The organism is Bacteroides sp. MSSM.1001136sp1_RTP21357st2_D2_RTP21359_211015 (assembly GCF_040913205.1).
Lineage (GTDB): Bacteria > Bacteroidota > Bacteroidia > Bacteroidales > Bacteroidaceae > Bacteroides > Bacteroides ovatus.
In genome coordinates this window covers 79,596-98,197 of sequence record NZ_JBDFVF010000013.1, presented here as the reverse complement: position 1 = coordinate 98,197, position 18,602 = coordinate 79,596, and the positions used below count along the sequence as shown (strand labels likewise).

Annotated in this window: 10 protein-coding genes; 1 reads left to right on the top strand and 9 read right to left on the bottom strand. The window is 38.9% G+C overall.

Annotated elements, in window-relative coordinates:
- Positions 1-23 precede the first annotated feature (23 nt).
- The 8 genes from AB5217_RS10410 to AB5217_RS10375 all read right to left on the bottom strand — a co-directional run bounded on the left by AB5217_RS10410 (position 24) and on the right by AB5217_RS10375 (position 15,714).
- Positions 24-2,222, bottom strand: a complete 2,199-nt coding sequence (locus AB5217_RS10410) for a surface glycan-binding family protein (RefSeq protein WP_032846263.1) — start codon at positions 2,220-2,222, stop codon at positions 24-26.
- An 18-nt stretch (positions 2,223-2,240) separates the two neighbouring features.
- Positions 2,241-4,460, bottom strand: a complete 2,220-nt coding sequence (gene hepC, locus AB5217_RS10405) for a heparin-sulfate lyase HepC (protein WP_032846261.1) — start codon at positions 4,458-4,460, stop codon at positions 2,241-2,243.
- Between the two features lie 241 nt (positions 4,461-4,701).
- Positions 4,702-6,972, bottom strand: coding sequence for a glycosyl hydrolase family 95 catalytic domain-containing protein (locus AB5217_RS10400; RefSeq protein ID WP_004325352.1), 2,271 nt, complete (start codon positions 6,970-6,972; stop codon positions 4,702-4,704).
- Between the two features lie 510 nt (positions 6,973-7,482).
- Positions 7,483-11,544, bottom strand: coding sequence for a two-component regulator propeller domain-containing protein (locus tag AB5217_RS10395; RefSeq protein ID WP_004325353.1), 4,062 nt, complete (start codon positions 11,542-11,544; stop codon positions 7,483-7,485).
- 97 nt (positions 11,545-11,641) lie between these two features.
- On the bottom strand, positions 11,642-12,049 hold the full coding sequence (locus AB5217_RS10390; RefSeq protein ID WP_004325354.1) for an ATP-binding protein: 408 nt from the start codon (positions 12,047-12,049) through the stop codon (positions 11,642-11,644).
- Between the two features lie 12 nt (positions 12,050-12,061).
- Entirely contained in the window at positions 12,062-13,999 is a 1,938-nt protein-coding gene (locus AB5217_RS10385) for a SpoIIE family protein phosphatase (RefSeq protein WP_032846218.1), read from the bottom strand.
- A gap of 12 nt (positions 14,000-14,011) precedes the next feature.
- Positions 14,012-14,962, bottom strand: coding sequence for an ABC transporter substrate-binding protein (locus AB5217_RS10380; RefSeq protein WP_009000747.1), 951 nt, complete (start codon positions 14,960-14,962; stop codon positions 14,012-14,014).
- Positions 14,963-14,973: 11 nt separating this feature from the next.
- The gene (locus AB5217_RS10375; protein ID WP_032846221.1) at positions 14,974-15,714 is read right to left on the bottom strand and encodes an anti-sigma factor antagonist; all 741 of its coding nucleotides are present in this window, start codon (positions 15,712-15,714) and stop codon (positions 14,974-14,976) included.
- A 210-nt stretch (positions 15,715-15,924) separates the two neighbouring features.
- On the opposite strand from AB5217_RS10375, the gene AB5217_RS10370 reads away from it, so the two are divergent.
- Positions 15,925-17,070, top strand: coding sequence for an AraC family transcriptional regulator (locus AB5217_RS10370; protein WP_032846247.1), 1,146 nt, complete (start codon positions 15,925-15,927; stop codon positions 17,068-17,070).
- Positions 17,071-17,202: 132 nt separating this feature from the next.
- Here the strand turns inward: AB5217_RS10370 and AB5217_RS10365 are convergent, their stop codons facing one another.
- Positions 17,203-18,573, bottom strand: coding sequence for a TrpB-like pyridoxal phosphate-dependent enzyme (locus AB5217_RS10365; protein ID WP_004325359.1), 1,371 nt, complete (start codon positions 18,571-18,573; stop codon positions 17,203-17,205).
- Between the last annotated feature and the right edge of the window lie 29 nt (positions 18,574-18,602).

Sequence of the window (18,602 nt, the reverse complement as noted above, 5' to 3'; positions counted from 1 at the left end):
TTCTATTTTTAACGTATTAGTATTTAGAAGTTAGGATCGAACCAGATGATTAGCGGGAACACCTGACTACCTTTTTGAGGATCTGCTCCAGTTTTATCGAAAGTCATCTGACCTGTGAATATACCATTAGGATACTCTCCGTCTAAAACCCATTTATTAGGATTCAATTTGAGGGCAAGCCCGTTAGTAGGATCAACATATCCTATAGCATAACTTAAAGTGTTTTTATTTTTCTCTATATTGGCATAATAGGAAATAGCATTCCTGGAACCTGTGTTAACCCCTCTACCAGAGTCTTCTCCGAATTTAGTCCAGAGAGTGTTCAGGAAGTTAGAAGTTTTAGGATCGCCATTGGTAAATGTACCGCTAATTGCCGTATAGTTAAATGAACGTCTGTAGTCTAAAGTGAACAATGATAAAGCTTCCGCATCTATACCTTTAATAATTGGTTTTTCAGAATAAGTACTATTACCAATTGTTTTTGGATTAACTTGGAATACAAATGGATTATATAATACATGAACACCAGCTATAACCAAGTCATAATGTATAAAGACAGGTACTTCCAGTGAGAATTCAGAATCTTTGTCTTCACCAACAGTGGCTGTAACAAAGAAGAATCCTGAACCATTTGTGGCTACTGGATCTGTTGCATCTAATCCTGGCCATATAGCATTTGCAAATGAAATCTTACCATTTTCATCTATTTCCAACTTATCACAGTTCTTTCCGTTTCTGATACTCCATCGTACATTTTTTCCTGTGATATCTGTAGTAGGAGCTTCTATTGTGAATTTACTTAGAATCGTAGCAGCATCGGCTGCTTTATCTACTGTGATTCTAAATTGATTGGCATTGCTTATTGCATCTACCCCAATGTTATTTCCGTAGCGTATGAAGCTAAATTTATTCGGATTATTCTTAACCTTTAAGTTGAATGACGCTTCTTTTGAATTTTTAGTATTAGATGCAGTCACTGTAATGGTATAGTCTCCGTTTGGTATGGTGTGGCCTTTCTTTGCAGATACTACTCCATTTTTGTCAATAGACAACTGTTTATTTAGATCATCCTTTAATGTGAACGTAATCCCATCTCCTTCAAGTCCTTCATCAGGAGTTACTTTTAATGGTGATGATTCATATATTTCTACATTCACAGGATAGCTAAAGTTTGCTACAGGTACAATTCTGTTTACTACTTTAAGAGTATATACATTGTTAAATGATACTCCATCTGTAGCATATTTATTTGCTACTTTTACAGATATTACATATTCCTGACCTATTTCAAAGCCGTGATGTTTGTCGACAGAGAGTACACCTGTTGTCGGATCAATTTTAATTTTATCCGTTGATGGTTCGATGCTTTTAATAGAATAGGCTATATTTTCCAAAGAGCCTTTTAGCATTGGAGCTTCACTTTTGAAAGTGGTTTCGGGTCCTTCCGCTGTTTCAGCTTCTATCAATCCTTCGTTAGGTTCATAAGTTAATCCTAAAGGTTTAGATGTGACATTGATAGTCAATGCATTCTCAAAGATTCCTTCATCTTCAGACGATGCGCCGGTAGTGAGTTTTAATGAAAGAGTATGTATTCCAGGTGCAATATCGCTTCCTCTTACAATTGTAATTTCTCCTGTTTGGGAGATATTGAAGAATGAAGAAATGTCACTTTTTGCTATTTCATATTTGGTAATAGATACATGATTACCATCAGTCTTAACTTGTGCTGTAGGTAATTCTTCCGTGCTTTCTGCATCTGAAACAATGCTGTATTCTATTTGAATTTCATTAGGTTCTACAGTGATGCCATCCGGTACAGGTTTCATCATGTTTACTTCTACAATATCCTTGTACTCATGATACGAACCACCAGCCATACATGAAATGGAAATTTTATATAAGCCTATCGGTGTGTCTTTTGCACTATTGATTTCAATAGCACCGGTTTCTTTATTGATAATAAAATCACTACCCATATAAGGTTCACCGTTTAATGTGATGCTTGTGATTGTAAAATCGGAAGGAACGCTCCCTTTGTAAGAAGGCTCTGAAATGATCCCGCTCATAGATGGACCTATATCGGTCATGCCTAAATAATAAAGTGCGAAACCAGTAGTGTCAGTGGTATCCTCATCTGAACAAGATGTATAGGTCATGACTAATACAACTGCCATCAAGACACCTAAAAAATGAGAAATGTCTTTTAGTAATTTAGATTTCATATTATATGATTATTAGATTTATTTTGAAGAAAGATCGTACACTGTACCTTTGACTGTGACTTGAATAGATACCCCTTCTGAATGGAACGTTCCAGCCGTTCCATCTTCATTATCAGTAAATTTGGCATCAACTTTCAGCTCCTCCCGTTCTGTATCGTTTTCAAATGGGCAGAGAATTGTTATATAGCGGGTTGCGCTGATTTCAATAGGCGTAATTTTAGGCTGACGAAGAGTGATTTGGTAGCCTAGACGTATAGGACCATCTTCTTTGTCTGTGTTTGTAGATACTACATTGGTCACATCTGTTGTAGATAATGCTTTGGCTGTTAGATCTTGACTCGTTTCTGTAAATGTGCCAGCAAAAATATTATTACTAGCAAAATTAGTGTATGCCTGATAATACTTATTATTGTTTACAGATGTTTGCAGATTTTTGTCAAATACAGAAGGAGTATCTTTATCACTAAGCAGATGGAAATTTATATTTGTCTTAGTACCAAGCGTAGATGCGCCATAACCTTCGTCTACAATCACAAAGAATTTCTGATTAACAAAGAATACAGTTCTACGGTGGGTGATGTCATCTGATTGTTGGTTTTCCGTAACTAAAATGTCTACATTATTTTTAGTTTCTAATTTGATCATTTTTCCTTCCATTACGCCACCTTGGCCGGTTGGCTTAGCAACTCCAATGGTTTTACTCATAATAGTCATTGTATTATGATTAACAGTTGAAGCGTATTTAGTACGAGCAGCTCCAGTATTGTAGGTAAATACACCTGCATCAGGGAAGAAGTTACGATCTTTGCGGTATAAACCGAAGGTTCCATTGTCAGGTTGGCAGTGCCATTGATTGGTAGGATTGTAGTTGTTCTTTAGAATCATCATGGTTGCATCTTTATCCCAACCGCTGCGTAACATATAATAACCAGAGGTGCTATAAGCTTTAGTTGTGTATGAAGGTTTACTTCCGTTCTTTCCTTCTGTTGCTACCCATAATAGCTCATTATTGTCAGGATACATAGCAGAATATTCCTTTAGCCTATTCAACAAAGTGCTTTTAGAATATGAAGCTGAACGGGTATCATTGAAATTGTCTATAGTATAATTAGGGTAAATCATATCCATAACAAATTCTGTTGCTTTCTTTAGTTTGCTGATGTAGCTGGGAGACAATAAATTAGTTTTGTTGTTAGCTTGAGCTATAAGATATATTTCTCGGAAGTCACTAATGGCAGCAGTATGATAGCTAAAATCTAACTCATATTCCACTCCATCATCATTAAATTGTGTGTCTAATGATTCGTTTAATCCTTGTGTTCCTTCTGTAGCCCATGTTGATGCATTCTTAAATTCCGGCATTAGCATGCCAGCAGTGGCTACGGCTTGATATTGAGAAATTAAGATATTGCCACTTTGATAATAATTCAATCGAATACACTCTACCTCTTTTTCAAATGCAACCAAGAAAGTAGAAAGCCATTCCGGAGTGAAATTTGTGGAATGAATAAAATAGGGCATAATGTCTACTTGGGAAAGAACTCTTTCTGCTACTTGTAGGCCTTTCCATTGATAGTCTACATCATTTTCGGAACCGCCAGCTGGTGGGAATATGGTTCCGGGAGTATATGGGAATGTTTCGATCCAACTGCCATATGCTTCAATCCATGATTGGATATATTTTTCATCTTTACTAATACGGTATGCTTTTGCTTGGGGAAGCATCCATTGATGGCGATGAAGTTGGTATCTGAATTCTTGCTCTTTTTTCTGTTTATCTTCGTTGGCATTCCAATCTATTTTCTTTGCAGATGCATCATAGAAAGAATAATATGTTTCTAGTTTAGTTACTTCATCTACACTTTCGGCGAATCCTTTTACATAGAAACGATGTTCAAGTGCTTGATCGGCAATGCGTTGATCTTTCTCGGAAATTGTTGGGTTAATCAAGTTGACATTAGGGTTGTTTACGTCTACTCTTGTTCTATAATACTCTAGTAATTCGTTAGCTGCATAATAGTATTCTCCATTTTCATAGAATTTTTTCACTTTCTCTAATCCTGGGTAATCGAGGTTAATGATCTCAAATAACTTTGAGTCTACAACTTCATTAGGTTTGTTTTCAGGAAGTATTTCTACTCCTGGACTAACTTCACCTGTTAATAAGTCATCATCATCATCTACGCATCCGGTAAAAGCAACGGTTGCGAACATACAAATAAAGAAGATGTTCTTCATACTTTATTAGGTTTTAATTATTAAAAGTTATATTTTACTGTTTGCAAAATTAGCTTATTAAATTATAGACTACAGTCTGGCTTGTTCACACTTTGTTCAAAAATGATTTTTTTGATATTAAATTTGTTGAATCATATATTACTTCTGTCTAAAAAGCCTGTTACGGATCTGATAGCAGGCTTTTTATGTATCATAATGTAATCTAATCTACCAGTGTTTACAAGGTTGGTTTTGTACATTTTTACCTCCTCTGGTGAATGATTTTTAATCCATAATGATTTTTAGAAGTATGAGGAATCGGAGAAATGATAAAATCTGGCTTTTCTCCTTGGGGGGAAATGAAGACCTCTTCTCCTTTCTTTAAATCAATTTGGAAGGTGTTGTTTGGGAATGATTGTATAGTGAAGTTTCTTTTTCCTTCAAAAATAGGGTTAACTATATCAGTCGTTACAATGCAAGGCTCTCCTGCCAGACTTTTAATATGGATAAATTGTGTCTTTCCTTGCTTTCTACTGGCAGATACTTTAAATGCCCCTTCCGTGCGCAGACCTGAATAAGCAATGTCTTTCCATGTAGCGGGGATAGCTGGGAAAATGCGAATCTTTCCCCCCCAACTCTGTAATAACATATCGTGAATGCTTTGGGCGGCAGATAAAGGTGTCTCAATAACTGGCCCACTTTCTTTATACATAGTCGTCGAACTAAGAAATTTACCAAATAATTTATTTAGATAGGCTAGTGCATCGTCTCCCTTTCCGATAGCAGAGGAAATGGAAGATGCTCCTGTGCATGAGTAACCTAGGAGAGCTGTGGGCTTGCTTTGCCAAAAAGACAATGATTTCTCAATCATTTCAATATCATTCGGTTGTTCTTTATTAATTAAGTATAGAGGATAAATAGCAAGTAAATGTGAATAATGTCTGTGTGAGAAAGCATACGGCATATCTTTTCCGATAAGTAATCCATTCTCGTCTGTGGGGTAAGGAGTCAGTTTAAGAAGCACATTTTTCCATGTCTCAATCAATGAATCTTGGATATTCAGACGATGGGCTGATTCTAGTAGTGTTTGGCATCCCCAACGTAGCAGAGCGAGGTCGAAATTGCAATCTTCCACGGTGTCATATTCGGGGGAGTAAGTTGCTGGGAGATGAAGTTTTCCATCGTCTCCTTCTTTCAGGAAATGCAAATAGTAGTTGATTGATTCTTTTAATAAAGGAAATAATTTATTTCGTAAAATATCATCATCCATTTTATGTCGGTAGATAAGCCATAGGTTGTGACAGGCCCATGGAAGTAGTCCTACTTGAGCTTTGCCTTTTCCTGGAATTCCTACTTCTGTAGTCATACATTCCAAATTGGAAGCAACCCCTATTCCTAATGAGTTATGGCGGTAAGCTTTGGGAATGTTGAGGCGTAACTGATCTATATGATTGTAGAGGGCATTTTCTAAAGAAGCTGCCAGATCTAGATGGTCGGAAGTATTCAGTGCCCAATAGGTAAGTTGAACATTGAGATTCCACCAGACATTCGGCCATGGGGTTTCGGTTAGCCACGGGCCTGTGTTATCTATTAGAGCACGATCACCACGTGTTGCAGAGGCTAATTTATACATCTGTATCCAGTAGAAGTTTTCTTTTTGTGCTTCCGGCAGTGTTATGAAACTACTAGGATAGAAAGTATTCCACCATTTACGATGTGTTTTTTGCATGGGGTGATAACCTTTACGTATAGCTTTTCGGATTTCAGCTTTGCATATTTCACTCGAATTGTTTTGAGGATATGTATGTGTTAGGTTTATCCATAAGGTGCGTTCTGTTTCGGGGTTATGTGTTTCTTGCCATCCAATGCTCGTTTCTCCTCCTGCCAATAATTTCTGGACAGATAGATTGACTTCTTTCTCATTACTGATTTTTGCTGTCGGATTAAGTTCGTAATCTTTTGGTATTTTATTGGCTTTTCCTTGTCTTTTGAAAATCAAATAACGAGGACTATTAGCTTCAGCTGCTATCCATTCCCATTGGAAGTCATGTTCGTCTCCTTCTGTTGTTGCTTTTACTATTATCATCATTTCATCCGCATGGACAAAACTTCGCAAGTGGATGACTCCTTTAGTTGTCGTAATATCTGTTGAAACTTCAGCATTCCAAAGGTCAAGATGCATCGTTCCATTGATTATTTTGCCCTTAGGATGTAGGGCAAAATGTCCGGTAAGTAGTCTAGGGATTCCGAATACATCTCTTTTAGTGCGGTGATCATGTACATCGCAGTTGCCTGTTTCTAAGCGCAAGTAGTTCTTTCCAGGTTCTTTATAAATCATTAGCCCAAGCTTTCCGTTACCTAAAAAGGCGGAATCATACCAATATTCGGGTAACTTTTCCCATATCATATCTTGTTGACTCATAAATTGGGGCCAGTCAATATCTTGTTTTATAGTTGCCGGGTGAGCATTCACAAAAAGAATGCTGATTAATGATAAAAGTAGGTAAGAATACAGTTTGTTTAAATAATTCATAGTATGCTTTTTCATCTATTAATTAATAATGCTCTCTCTGCAAATATATAGAGTATGACAATTTTACGACTATTGGTATTGTTGAATAGTCTTTCATTTTTGTCTAATGTTTTTGTTTGTATGGGGTAAAGAATGTATTTCTTCTTTAAAGGTTGAAGATTTTCGGGAATTAGCTTTCAGTATTCGTTATGTAGAATATTACTCCTTTTAGATACAATAATGATCTTATTGGCTACTTTTAAGTAATAGCTTCCCTATTGATATTTATTTCATTGCCTAATGAGTTTTCGTTTGACTTAAGTCGAACGATAGTTTAACTAAAGTCAAGCTTTCGTTCAACAACTGTCAAACGAAAGCTCGCTTGGTAATAAGATAAATAATGCTAATAAGAGAATAAATTGAAAGCTGCATAGTAATGTATTATTATCAGTAATAGCATTTTATGTTCTTTTCCGAACCGAAATGAACATAAATCTCAAGCCGGCAGATTCATATTCGGAATTCACTGATTTATCCTTTTATTTTCTTAATATACTCCGTGGGTAAACATCCGAAATACTTCTTGAAACTCGTAGCAAAATAAGACGGTGTATTGAATCCTACCATTGTACTGACTTCTGCTATTGTATAGCGGCCATCCTTGAGTAACTTTGCTGCTTCGTTGAAACGGATCTTTCGTATAAAATCGATAGTCGATTCGCCTGTGATAGCTTTCAATTTAAGATGCAGGTTAGAACGACTCATATTCATTTCTCTGGCAAATTCGTCAGTAGAGAATTCAATATTATCCATGTTTTTTTCTACAATAGCTACGGCACGTTTCAGTAAAGCTTCATCCATGGCGTTAAACGTAATCTTTTCCGGTTCCACTTCCAGGGATTTGGAATACCGTTCAAGCATACGTCTACGGGTACGCATCATATTCTGTATCTTCGTAGTCAGGATAGCAAGTGAGAATGGTTTCGGGATGTAATCATCCGCACCCATTTGCAGACCTTCCATCTGGTCTTTGACTTCGCTTTTAGCAGACAGGATAATCACGGGAATATGACAGGTACGGATATTTTGCTTCACATTCTTACACAGTTTGATACCATCCATCACAGGCATCATGACATCAGTTACAATGATGTCAACTTCATTGTCTTTCAGTTTTTCCAAGGCTTCTTCACCATTCCCGGCTTCCAGCGTATTGAAGAGTTCTGCAAGTCCGCTGCTAAGATAATGGCGGATTTCATTATTGTCTTCTACAATAAGAATAGTGCCACGCTTCTTGTCACCGGCTTCGATCGTTTCGTTTTCGACCTTTTCCGTATCAATGAAATACATTTCTTTCGAGTTGGTGGAATATACCTGACCTTCCTCATTCAGAGTGTCATTAGAAGCCAACTCGGAGGATTTATAGGTATTTATGTCTTGTGGCAGATAGACAGAGAAAGTACTGCCTTTACCCTCTTCACTATCCAGTTCGATACGACCATGGTGCAATTCTACCAGACGTTGTACCAGTGAAAGACCGATACCACTTCCTACATGCTCACTCTCTATCTGATAAAAACGTTCGAATATTTTTCCCTGTTTGTTGATAGGAATGCCAATACCGGTATCACTAACTTGCAGTACCAGCCAATTATTTTCCTCTTTTAATGTCACAGTGATACTTTGACCACTTTCCGTATATTTGAAAGCATTTGAAAGCAGGTTATTAACAATCAGTTCCAGATAATTAGGATCAAAAAGTTCCTCTTTATCTTCCAATTCGGAATGGAGAGTATAAGTAATCTTTTTGTGGTGCGCCAGTTTATCATAGAACAAGAAATTATCTTGTATGAGTTGATGTGCATTCTCTTTCTTTACTTTTAACTCGAAAACTCCCAATTCGGCGCGGCGATAATCCATCAATTGATTGACAAGATGTAGTAGGCGATTAGCGTTGCGTTGGATATATTCCAGTTGATTACGAGTCCAGCGGTCACTGATCTTATTGATTATTTCTTGTAGAGGAGCTAAGATAAGAGTCAACGGCGTGCGAAGCTCATGGGAAATATTGATGAAGAAACGCATCTTCATCTGGTTGATTTCTTCTTGATGTTCCTTATCCCTGCGTTCAATCTCCAACTCTGCCTCCATGCTTTTACGCATCCAGAAGAAGCGGAAGACGAAAGTGATAAAGCCGATAAAAATAGCGAGGAAAAGCACGATTGCCCACCAGGTCTTGTACCATATAGGGAGAACAATGATTTCTAACATCGTAGGTACAGTGTTCCATTTCCCGTCACTATTAGCAGCTTTTACCAGAAAATGATAAGTGCCTTGCGGCAAGTTGGAATAGGAGACAGCACGTTTGTCTGTCAGATAATACCACTCTTTATCATATCCTTCCAATTTATAAGCGAAAGTATTGTGTTGACCTGAAATATAGTTGGATACCACAAATTCAAGTGTAAAAGCCGTTTGCCATGATTTTAGCGTGATACTTTCTGTTTCATTGATATTCTTAGTCAAGATACCGGTTTCATCATCCGGACGGACTGTTTTGTTAAACAGTTGAAGTTTAGTGATAACTACCGGAGGAGTGTAAGGGTTGTCCAGTAGGAGTTCCGGGCGGAAAGTTGTGATACCGTTGATACCTCCGAAGTACATTTGTCCGTTAGAGGTGCGGCAGAATGAAGAAGTATTAAACTGATTACTTTGCAACCCGTCGGATTCCGTAAAATTGCGGAACTTCTCTGTCTCCGGATTGAAACAGGAGATACCACGGTTGGTGCTTACCCAGAGACGCCCGAAAGTATCTTCCAGGATACCGTAGACCACATTATTGGGTAAACCGTTAGCTGTTGTATATCGTTTGATTTTCTTCTCTTTTTCATTAAAACAGTAGAAACCTTCACGCGTACCTACCCAAATGATGCCATTGGCAGCTTCATAAATGCAATTGGTAAACATCTTTGTTACAGAGGATTCCGGAAGGATAGGAGCTTTTTCTATTTCGATCCCTTCCTGCTGAAAGACTGATATACCTTCTTCACCACCGATCCAAAGACGTTTACGAGAATCTCTGAACAGGATTGTGATTCGTTGTGAAGTAAATGGCGTACCGTCTTTTTCTTTATCTATGGTGGTGAAGCTCCGTTTCTCCGGATTAAAACTAACCAGTGCACTTAAAGTTCCTAATAAGATACTACCTTCTTTGTCAGGAAGAATGGCATACACATTTTCATTGACCAACTGGCTATTCAGCTGATTGAAACTTTCCATTTGTCCACTGTTGCGGTGGAGAACAGTCAGACCACCGGCATGTGTTCCTATATATACAAGTGATTTTTGTTCGTCTACATATACGGCTTTGATATTGTTGGAACCAATACCGATTTCCCGTTCGTCTTCCTGCAGGATATAGTGTGTAAACTGTTGTGTCTTTGGATTATATAGATTCAATCCACCATCATTTGTTCCTATCCATAAGTTCTTATTCTTATCTTCGGTAATGCAACTGACTACATTGTCACTTAGAGAATTCTTATATGGAATACGTTGGATATTCTTGAATCTGTTGCGGATCGGATGATAATAGTTTAGTCCTCCGAAATAGGTTCCAAGCCACATTCCGCCCTGCGAATCCATAAAGATACTGCGGACCGAACGCTGTGACAGACTGCCGCTTTCTACCGGACTACTGCTGTAAGAAACGAAAGAATCGTTTCCTTCATGATAAATGTTTAGATCATTGAATGTTCCTATCCATAGGCGATTTTGCGAATCCAATGCCAGAGAACGGATATAATTGGAACTGATACTTTTAGGATTGGAAGAAGAATGATGATAAGCTTTGACTTCTTGTGTTTTCGGGTTAAATAGAAGTAGACCGGCTCCTTCGGTAGCTATCCAGATGCGGGTAGGAGATTGTTGCAAAATGGCTTGAATCTGTTTAGTGCCCGTTATCGGAGTAATTCTTTCCAGTTTCTTTTGAGGAATGGAGTAGCTGTAAAGCCCGTCAACCGGGGTGCCGATATAGATAATATCGCCTTGCCTGTAAAGAGCAGAAGCCACTATCTTATGCATAGCCGTACTAAAAGAATCATCAACGAATCGTGATTCTTTAATATCGAACATAGTCAGACCTTCCTGTGTACTTATGAGCAGTTGTTCCGGTGAGATCTCCGCAATACCGTTGATTTGCAGCTTCTTCCCCTTCTTTTCGTAGAAGAAATTTCTGAACTTATCCTTCTCCTCATCATAATATGACAAACCATCCCGCGTGCCGATCCAAACCCGTCCCTGACTGTCAGTCTTTACGATTCGCGAAATGTCATTAGCGATGCTGTTCGGATCATCTTCATTGTGCTGATAAACTGTAAATGAATACCCATCGTACTTGTTAACTCCGTCATAAGTTGCGAACCACATATTGCCTCGTTGGTCCTGATCGATAGAGAATACAGTACTTTGTGACAATCCTTCATTAATAGAGATATAGGAGAAGTTGATTTGCTCCGGAATATCAGAAAAAGCATAATTAACCCCTGCGCATAGAAAAAGTAGACAGATTGCTATTTTGTTAAGGCTGCTCATTATTAGTTCATAAGATTAATAATGGCATCAAAGATAGTGAAATCTTTGATATACCCCATGAATTGGCTGGAAAACTATACAATCTTTCCGCCCCGCGTCAAATGTCTTTTTTCATAATGAGGTGATTCTCATTGTCGATACGTTGGTAAGATATTTCGTTCATAATGCTTCGTATGAGGAATATTCCCAGACCTCCGATTGGACGTTCCTCCAAAGAAAGTGTAACATCTACTTCATCTACTTGTGTCGGATCAAAAGAGGCTCCCTTGTCCGTTAATAGGAAAACAAGTTGTTTTTCGCTGTAAGTTACTCTTAATAGGATGGTGTGTTGCTCTTGAGTTGGATAGGCGTACATAATAATATTGGCTACGGCCTCTTCCAATGCCAGATTGATATTCATTGTCGTTTCAAATGACAAAGAAAGTTCCTCTCCCAGTTCTTCGATGAAACTGGCTAAAACTGAAATTTCATTTAAATCGTTTGAGATCTTTATTTCTCTTTCCATAATGATATGTGCTTAATTGTTTGTTGTCCCGGGTTCATATTGAATAAGTAAAATAGTCAAGTCATCGCTGGCTTCGGCTTCCTTGACATGCTCTGCTATAGAGTCCACTATACCATTTACAGTGGTACGTACGTCAGACGTGGTATTATCAGACAATGTTTCCAATAATTTCTCGTCTCCATATAGCTCTTTCTCTGTATTTTCAGCTTCTGTCACTCCATCGGTGTAAAGGAACAGTTTACTTCCTTTTTCCAATGTCGTTTCATCTTCGGTATAGGCAAATTCTTCAATGACGCCAACAAATATCTGGGTCTTGAATTCCAAGAAAGAAACCTGTCCGTCCGGACGAATCAGTATGGGAGGATTATGTCCGGCATTACACAGTTTCAGTTTTCCCGTTTCCAAATCAAGGATGCCAACGATAAGCGTGACAAACATATTGGAATCGTTATTATCAGATATTGAATTGTTCATATCTGTCACAATCTTGGCCGGTGAAAGCACCTGCTGAGATAAAGTGCGGAACAGACTGCGGGTGATTGCCATAAACAGAGAAGCGGGTACGCCTTTTCCTGATACATCGCCGATTAGGAAGTAGAGGCGGTTACCATCCATATAGAAGTCATAAAGATCTCCGCCTACTTCTTTCGCAGGGTGAAGTATGGCGTGCAAATCTACATCACTGCGTTCGGGGTAGGGAGGGAATATCTTGGGAAGCATTCCCATTTGTATTTCCCGGGCTATAGAAAGCTCACTTTCAATCCGTTCTTTGCTGGCAGTCGTGTCTTTTAGTTCAACTACGTAAGTAGATAAAGAGTGCTGCATGAAGATAAGCGAATCATACAGATCCCTGATTTCATCGTTGGAATGCACTTCTGGTATGGTAACATCAAATCGTCCGGTCGCAATTTCGCGGGCTGACTCGGAGAATTTCTCCAGTGGGCGGACAAGGCGTCGGATGATGCTGTACACAATCAGGAATAAGGCTATCATCCCCACTATAAAAGTATAGATGATTGTTCGGGATGTACTGTCTAGTTCCTGAAGAATTATCTGGCTTGGACAAACGGTGCATACTGACCATCCAATCTGGGGAATAGTTGTATAAAATGCATACGAATCTACTCCTTTGTTATCGAAACGCATGGTTCCGGTATGTCCTGCCAGCATTTCATGTCCGATCTGTTCCTGTGCAAGATTCTCTTTGGCAAAAGCTTCAGAGAATATCGTTTCGTTCATGATCTTATTCCTGTCCATGTGGGTCAGGAAACTTCCGTTGCGACTGATTAAATAGGTGTAGCTGGAAGGATATGGCTTCAGCAAGCTAATTGTATCAGTGAATTGCGTCAGAGATATATTGGCTGTAAAGACTGCGACTAATTTCCCATCACTGTCAAACAGCGGTTTGGCATAAGTACTCATGATGAAATTTCCCCCTCCGTCATCATAATAAGGTTCGCTCCAGTAAGGTTGTTTAAGCAGTTGGGGAATGAGATACCAGTCCATGCATGGATAGTCATAATTCTGGCTACCCAATACCTGGTAAGTGATTTCGCCGTTTATTTCATCTTTGAAGGAAGCATAAGGCATGAAATATTTCCCTTTTTCTTTGTAATAATCGGGAACGAAAGCGATGCCACTTCCTACAATGAACTGATTGTTTCTAACAACAGATTCAATAATATTATGTAAAGAATCCGGGTGGTCTATGTTTTTTTCCAATACCCAAACGGACTGCTCTATGGTAGTCTCTACCGACAATAGCTGACCGCTGATTTCAGTTGCAATGTTACTTAATAGTCCATGAGTACGTTCAATGGCAAAGTCCGTTACTTTCTGGTGACTATAATAATAAAATAGCGCCATAATAGTAGCAAAGATAATCAACGTAAAGGAAAGTACGTAGATACTTAGCCGGGTTGCAAAGGAACGGGAAAAAGTGTGTTTCATGAATGAATGTGATTATTTTACGAAATTTTCATAACGAATGTCGCTGGTGTTTTTGATTTGATCTGGCAACAAAATACTAGTTGCCAGATCAAATACTTCTCGGCTTAGCCGATAGGGACGTTGCCCGCTCTTCTTGTTTGTTTGTAGCCGTAAGATCTCATCCAACATTTTACGCTGGTGATATCTGTTGGTTCCTATGTTGTGTTGATGCACTTGTTCCATTATAATGTCCAATGTTTGTTCGCGGTGTTCGTTTGCCCATTCCCACCCACGTATGCTGGCACGGGCCAATTTCTGTACAGCTTGGGGATATTTCTGATAGAATTCTCTGCTAACATAAAGTCCGTCCTCCGGCAGGTTATATCCATAATCCGAGAAATGCATGATATGAATTGAATCAGTCTTTACACCGGCTTCAATCAGTTGTAGAAACTCATTGTAACTTCCTACGAGACAAATATCCACAGCTTTCGATAGGAAAATGTTGACTCCTCCATTGAAACGTATCCATTCCACCTGGAGTTGATATTTGTTGGCTATTTGATCCAGTAGTTCTTGACTAAGATGATTCCATACCCCTATTTTCTTATGTTGCAAAGATGAAATACCCTTAAGTGGCGAACGACTGACAAGCATCAGACTGTTTTCCTGTGAGGTTTGCAAGATATTGACTACCTGTGCACCTGCAAAATATTCAGTCAAGGCATACGATAGGTTCATAACTACCGCTTGCGAATACCCTTTCTGCAGAAAAGAAAAAGAGCTTGCCGAAAGCGAAGGATGTACCACATGTACGTCAAGTCCCTCTTCCTTGTAGAATCCCAGTTTGTCGGCTACGTAATAGCCTGCAAATTGTGCTTGTGCCGTCCATTTGGGTGTGAGATTAATGGATTGTGCATTCACCGGTTCTGTCAGAAAGAACAGAGATAGCAAGATACTGCAAATAATAGATGCTTTTCTCATTATAAATGGAATTAACGAATGATAAAAAGGCCGGAACAGCCTGTCATATCGAATATTTTCCGTATTTCCGCACGCATAGCTTCCAAAACAAGTTGTCCATTATGTTGTTTTACGCTTTTCTGGAGTGTAATTAGACTTCTCAGACCGGAACTACTAATATATAACAATCCTTCACAATTGATTATAATATTAGGATTTTGAACGTTTAATAGAGGTAGGATGAGAGCGTTGAATTCATTAGTATTGGCAGTATCCAGTCGTCCTTCAACAGTGAGTATGATTACTTCCTCTATTTTACATAAATTCGTTTTAAGAGTTGCTTCCGGTTTGAAATCCATTTCTATTTTTTTAGTCAGGATTAGTTCGTTTTGGCTGTCCGTCGAATGATATTCTACTTTATCCATTGTTCGGCGAATCAAGAAGAGTCCCAAACCTTGTGTCAGTTGCTGTTCCAGAGATAGTGCATTTCCTGATGCTTCATTTTCAGATTTTGTGGGATCGAATGAAATACCATCGTCAATAATCTGGGCAATCAGTAGGCCGGGGGCCACGGAAGTTTTCAATGTAATTTCACCTTTTTGATTTTGAGGATAACCGTGATGGATAATATTGCTTATTGCTTCTTCAATAGCCAGATTGAGACTCATTGTTATGCCGGAAGGTAAATGTAATGACATGCCTAATTCTTCGATGAATTGGGCAATTATTGAGATTTCTTCTACCTGATTTTCGATGGTGATTTCTTTTTCCATATTCTTTAAGTAGCGCGTCATATTATAATTGTTCTTGTTAGGGGTAAATGCTGGTACAAAAGTATTAGTAAAGGTGAAAAGTCTGAAATATATTACCCCCAAATGGTTCCCATTTTAGCAAATCTCCCTATATTGGGACGCTTTTTGCGAGTGGGATGCTCTCGTTCTTTTCGCGAAAAGACTACTTTTGTCGCTCAAAACAAAAAAAACATGGTAAACGTAATTGTTCTCTGCATTGAATTATTGTTGGATATTGTGGGCTTGGTATTGGGAATACTTGTTTATTCACGTTCTTCAGATAATAATGGACTTACAAAAGCATGGGGAGTATTGGCTATCACTCTGTCCTTTCTTCTTTTGTGTGATAATCTGGAATGGATGTGGATTTTCAGTAGAGGAGGTGAGGAGACGATTCCGCGTTTTACTGAAGTTCCGATGAATCATCTTTCGATATGGCATATTGTCCGGGTGATTGTCTTTTTTCAGTTCTTTTCTATTTTTCCTATAGCTTCATTGAAGCCGGGATGGATGACTTTTTCAAGAGTCGTCAGTTTATGTATCCCTATTTTGCTGATTACATGTATAGCTTGTTGCTATGAGTTTTTCAACGGTCACTATACTACTCTAAAATCTTTTGCCTCCATTCGGGAGAATATTGGTGAACAGGATGTACGGGTAAGGCTGATGCTGTTTGTAATCAGTGTAATTACTCCTTCCGTAAATTTCCTTTTTCCATATATGAGACGATGGATTCCCGTCCGGCGTAAACAGAGCCAGGCAATGTCGATTTATATGATGTGTTTTGCTATCATCATGTCCGGCTATATTTGGCTGATGCTGGGCACTAGTGGATTATGTTTTAACGTATTCGGCTATATTGTAATCCTTCCCGTCCTTTTTTTGAATATACTATATTTGCGTAATGAGAATCCGCTTTCTTTACCTCCCCAGCCTGTAGAAGAGCTGGAGATGGAAGAAATAGAAGCCATCCGGGAAATTGCGGTTTCGCCTGTCGTTCTTGAACTATCCAACCAGATGCAAAGTCTCATGAAACATAGTAAATCGTTTACTAATCCTCAATATTCCTTGCAGGAATTTCTGAATGATTTGAATACGAATGAAAACAGGCTCAATAAGGCTCTTCATTATGATGGCTTTTCCGGTTTTAGAGATTATACTAATTTCCATCGTCTGCAATACTTTAAAGAACAGGCACGTTTGCAAAAGAATCTCACTGTAAAAGAATTAATGTTTTTGAGCGGCTTTACCTCCCGCTCCAGTTTTTACCGTTATTTTGCGAGTGTGGAAAAAATGTCTCCCAGTGAATATATGGAGATGCTCAATAGAGAAAATTAATAAGGGGTGTGGGAAAAGAATCACCACAGATCATAAAATTAGCACGGATTTGATTGTAATTCAAAGATTATCAATGCAGAATCGATGTTTCTTTTATGTAATCTGTGGTGAAACTTGAAACTAACAGGTTATTTATTTAGCTAAATCTCCTATTTCGTCTAAATTCTTCTGAATATCATCATCAGTCAATGAATAGTTTACCAAGTCACCGGCCAAATACTTATCATAAGAAGTCATATCAATCAGTCCATGTCCGGAAAGGTTGAACAGAATCACTTTTTCTTCTCCTGTCTCCTTGCATTTGTTAGCTTCGCGGATAGCTGCTGCAATAGCGTGGCTGGATTCAGGAGCCGGAATAATGCCTTCAGACTGTGCAAACAGACAACCTGCTTCGAAAGATTCCAATTGCTGTATATCTACTGCTTCCATCAGATTATCCTTGAGCAACTGTGAAACGATGACACCTGCACCATGATAGCGAAGACCGCCGGCATGGATATGGGCCGGAGCAAAATTGTGTCCTAAAGTAAACATCGGTAGCAACGGAGTATATCCAGCTTCATCACCGAAGTCATACTGGAACTTACCACGTGTCAGTTTCGGACAAGATGCAGGTTCGGCAGCAACGAAACGAGTCTTTTTTCCTTCCTGTATCGTGTGACGCATGAATGGGAAAGAGATACCTCCGAAGTTGGAACCACCTCCAAAACAACCGATTACGATATCCGGGTATTCGCCTGCCATTTCCATCTGTTTTTCGGCTTCCAGTCCGATAATAGTCTGGTGAAGAGTAACATGGCTAAGTACAGAACCAAGCGTATATTTACAGTTGGGAGTCATTTGTGCCAGTTCAATAGCTTCAGAAATGGCTGTTCCCAATGAACCCTGGTAAGTAGGGTGTTTAGTCAGAATATCCTTACCGGCACGGGTAGACATGGATGGAGAAGGGGTTACCTGTGCTCCAAAAGTCTGCATGATGCTGCGGCGGTATGGCTTTTGTTCATAACTGATTTTTACCTGATAAACAGCAGCTTCCAAACCGAAAACCTTAGCTGCATAAGAAAGAGCGGCTCCCCATTGTCCAGCACCGGTTTCAGTGGTGATGTTGGTAACTCCTTCTTCTTTGCAATAATAAGCCTGTGCCAATGCAGAGTTCAACTTATGTGAACCGATAGGACTGACACTTTCATTCTTAAAATAGATATGAGCCGGAGTACCGAGTGCTTTTTCCAATCCATAAGCACGAACCAGCGGAGTACTGCGATAGTACTTATACATTTCGCGCACTTCTTCCGGTATTTCGATCCATGCATCGGTCTGATTCAGTTCCTGATGACACAGTTCCTTAGCGAAAATCGGATACAAGTCTTCCGCTTTCAGTGGTTGTTTGGTTCCCGGATGTAACGGAGGCATAGGTTTGTTTACCATATCAGCCTGAATGTTGTACCAGTAGTGTGGAATTTCTTCTTCGGGTAAAATATACCGTTTTCTTTTTTCACTCATAATATTGTAGTTTTTTAGTTTCTTGTTGC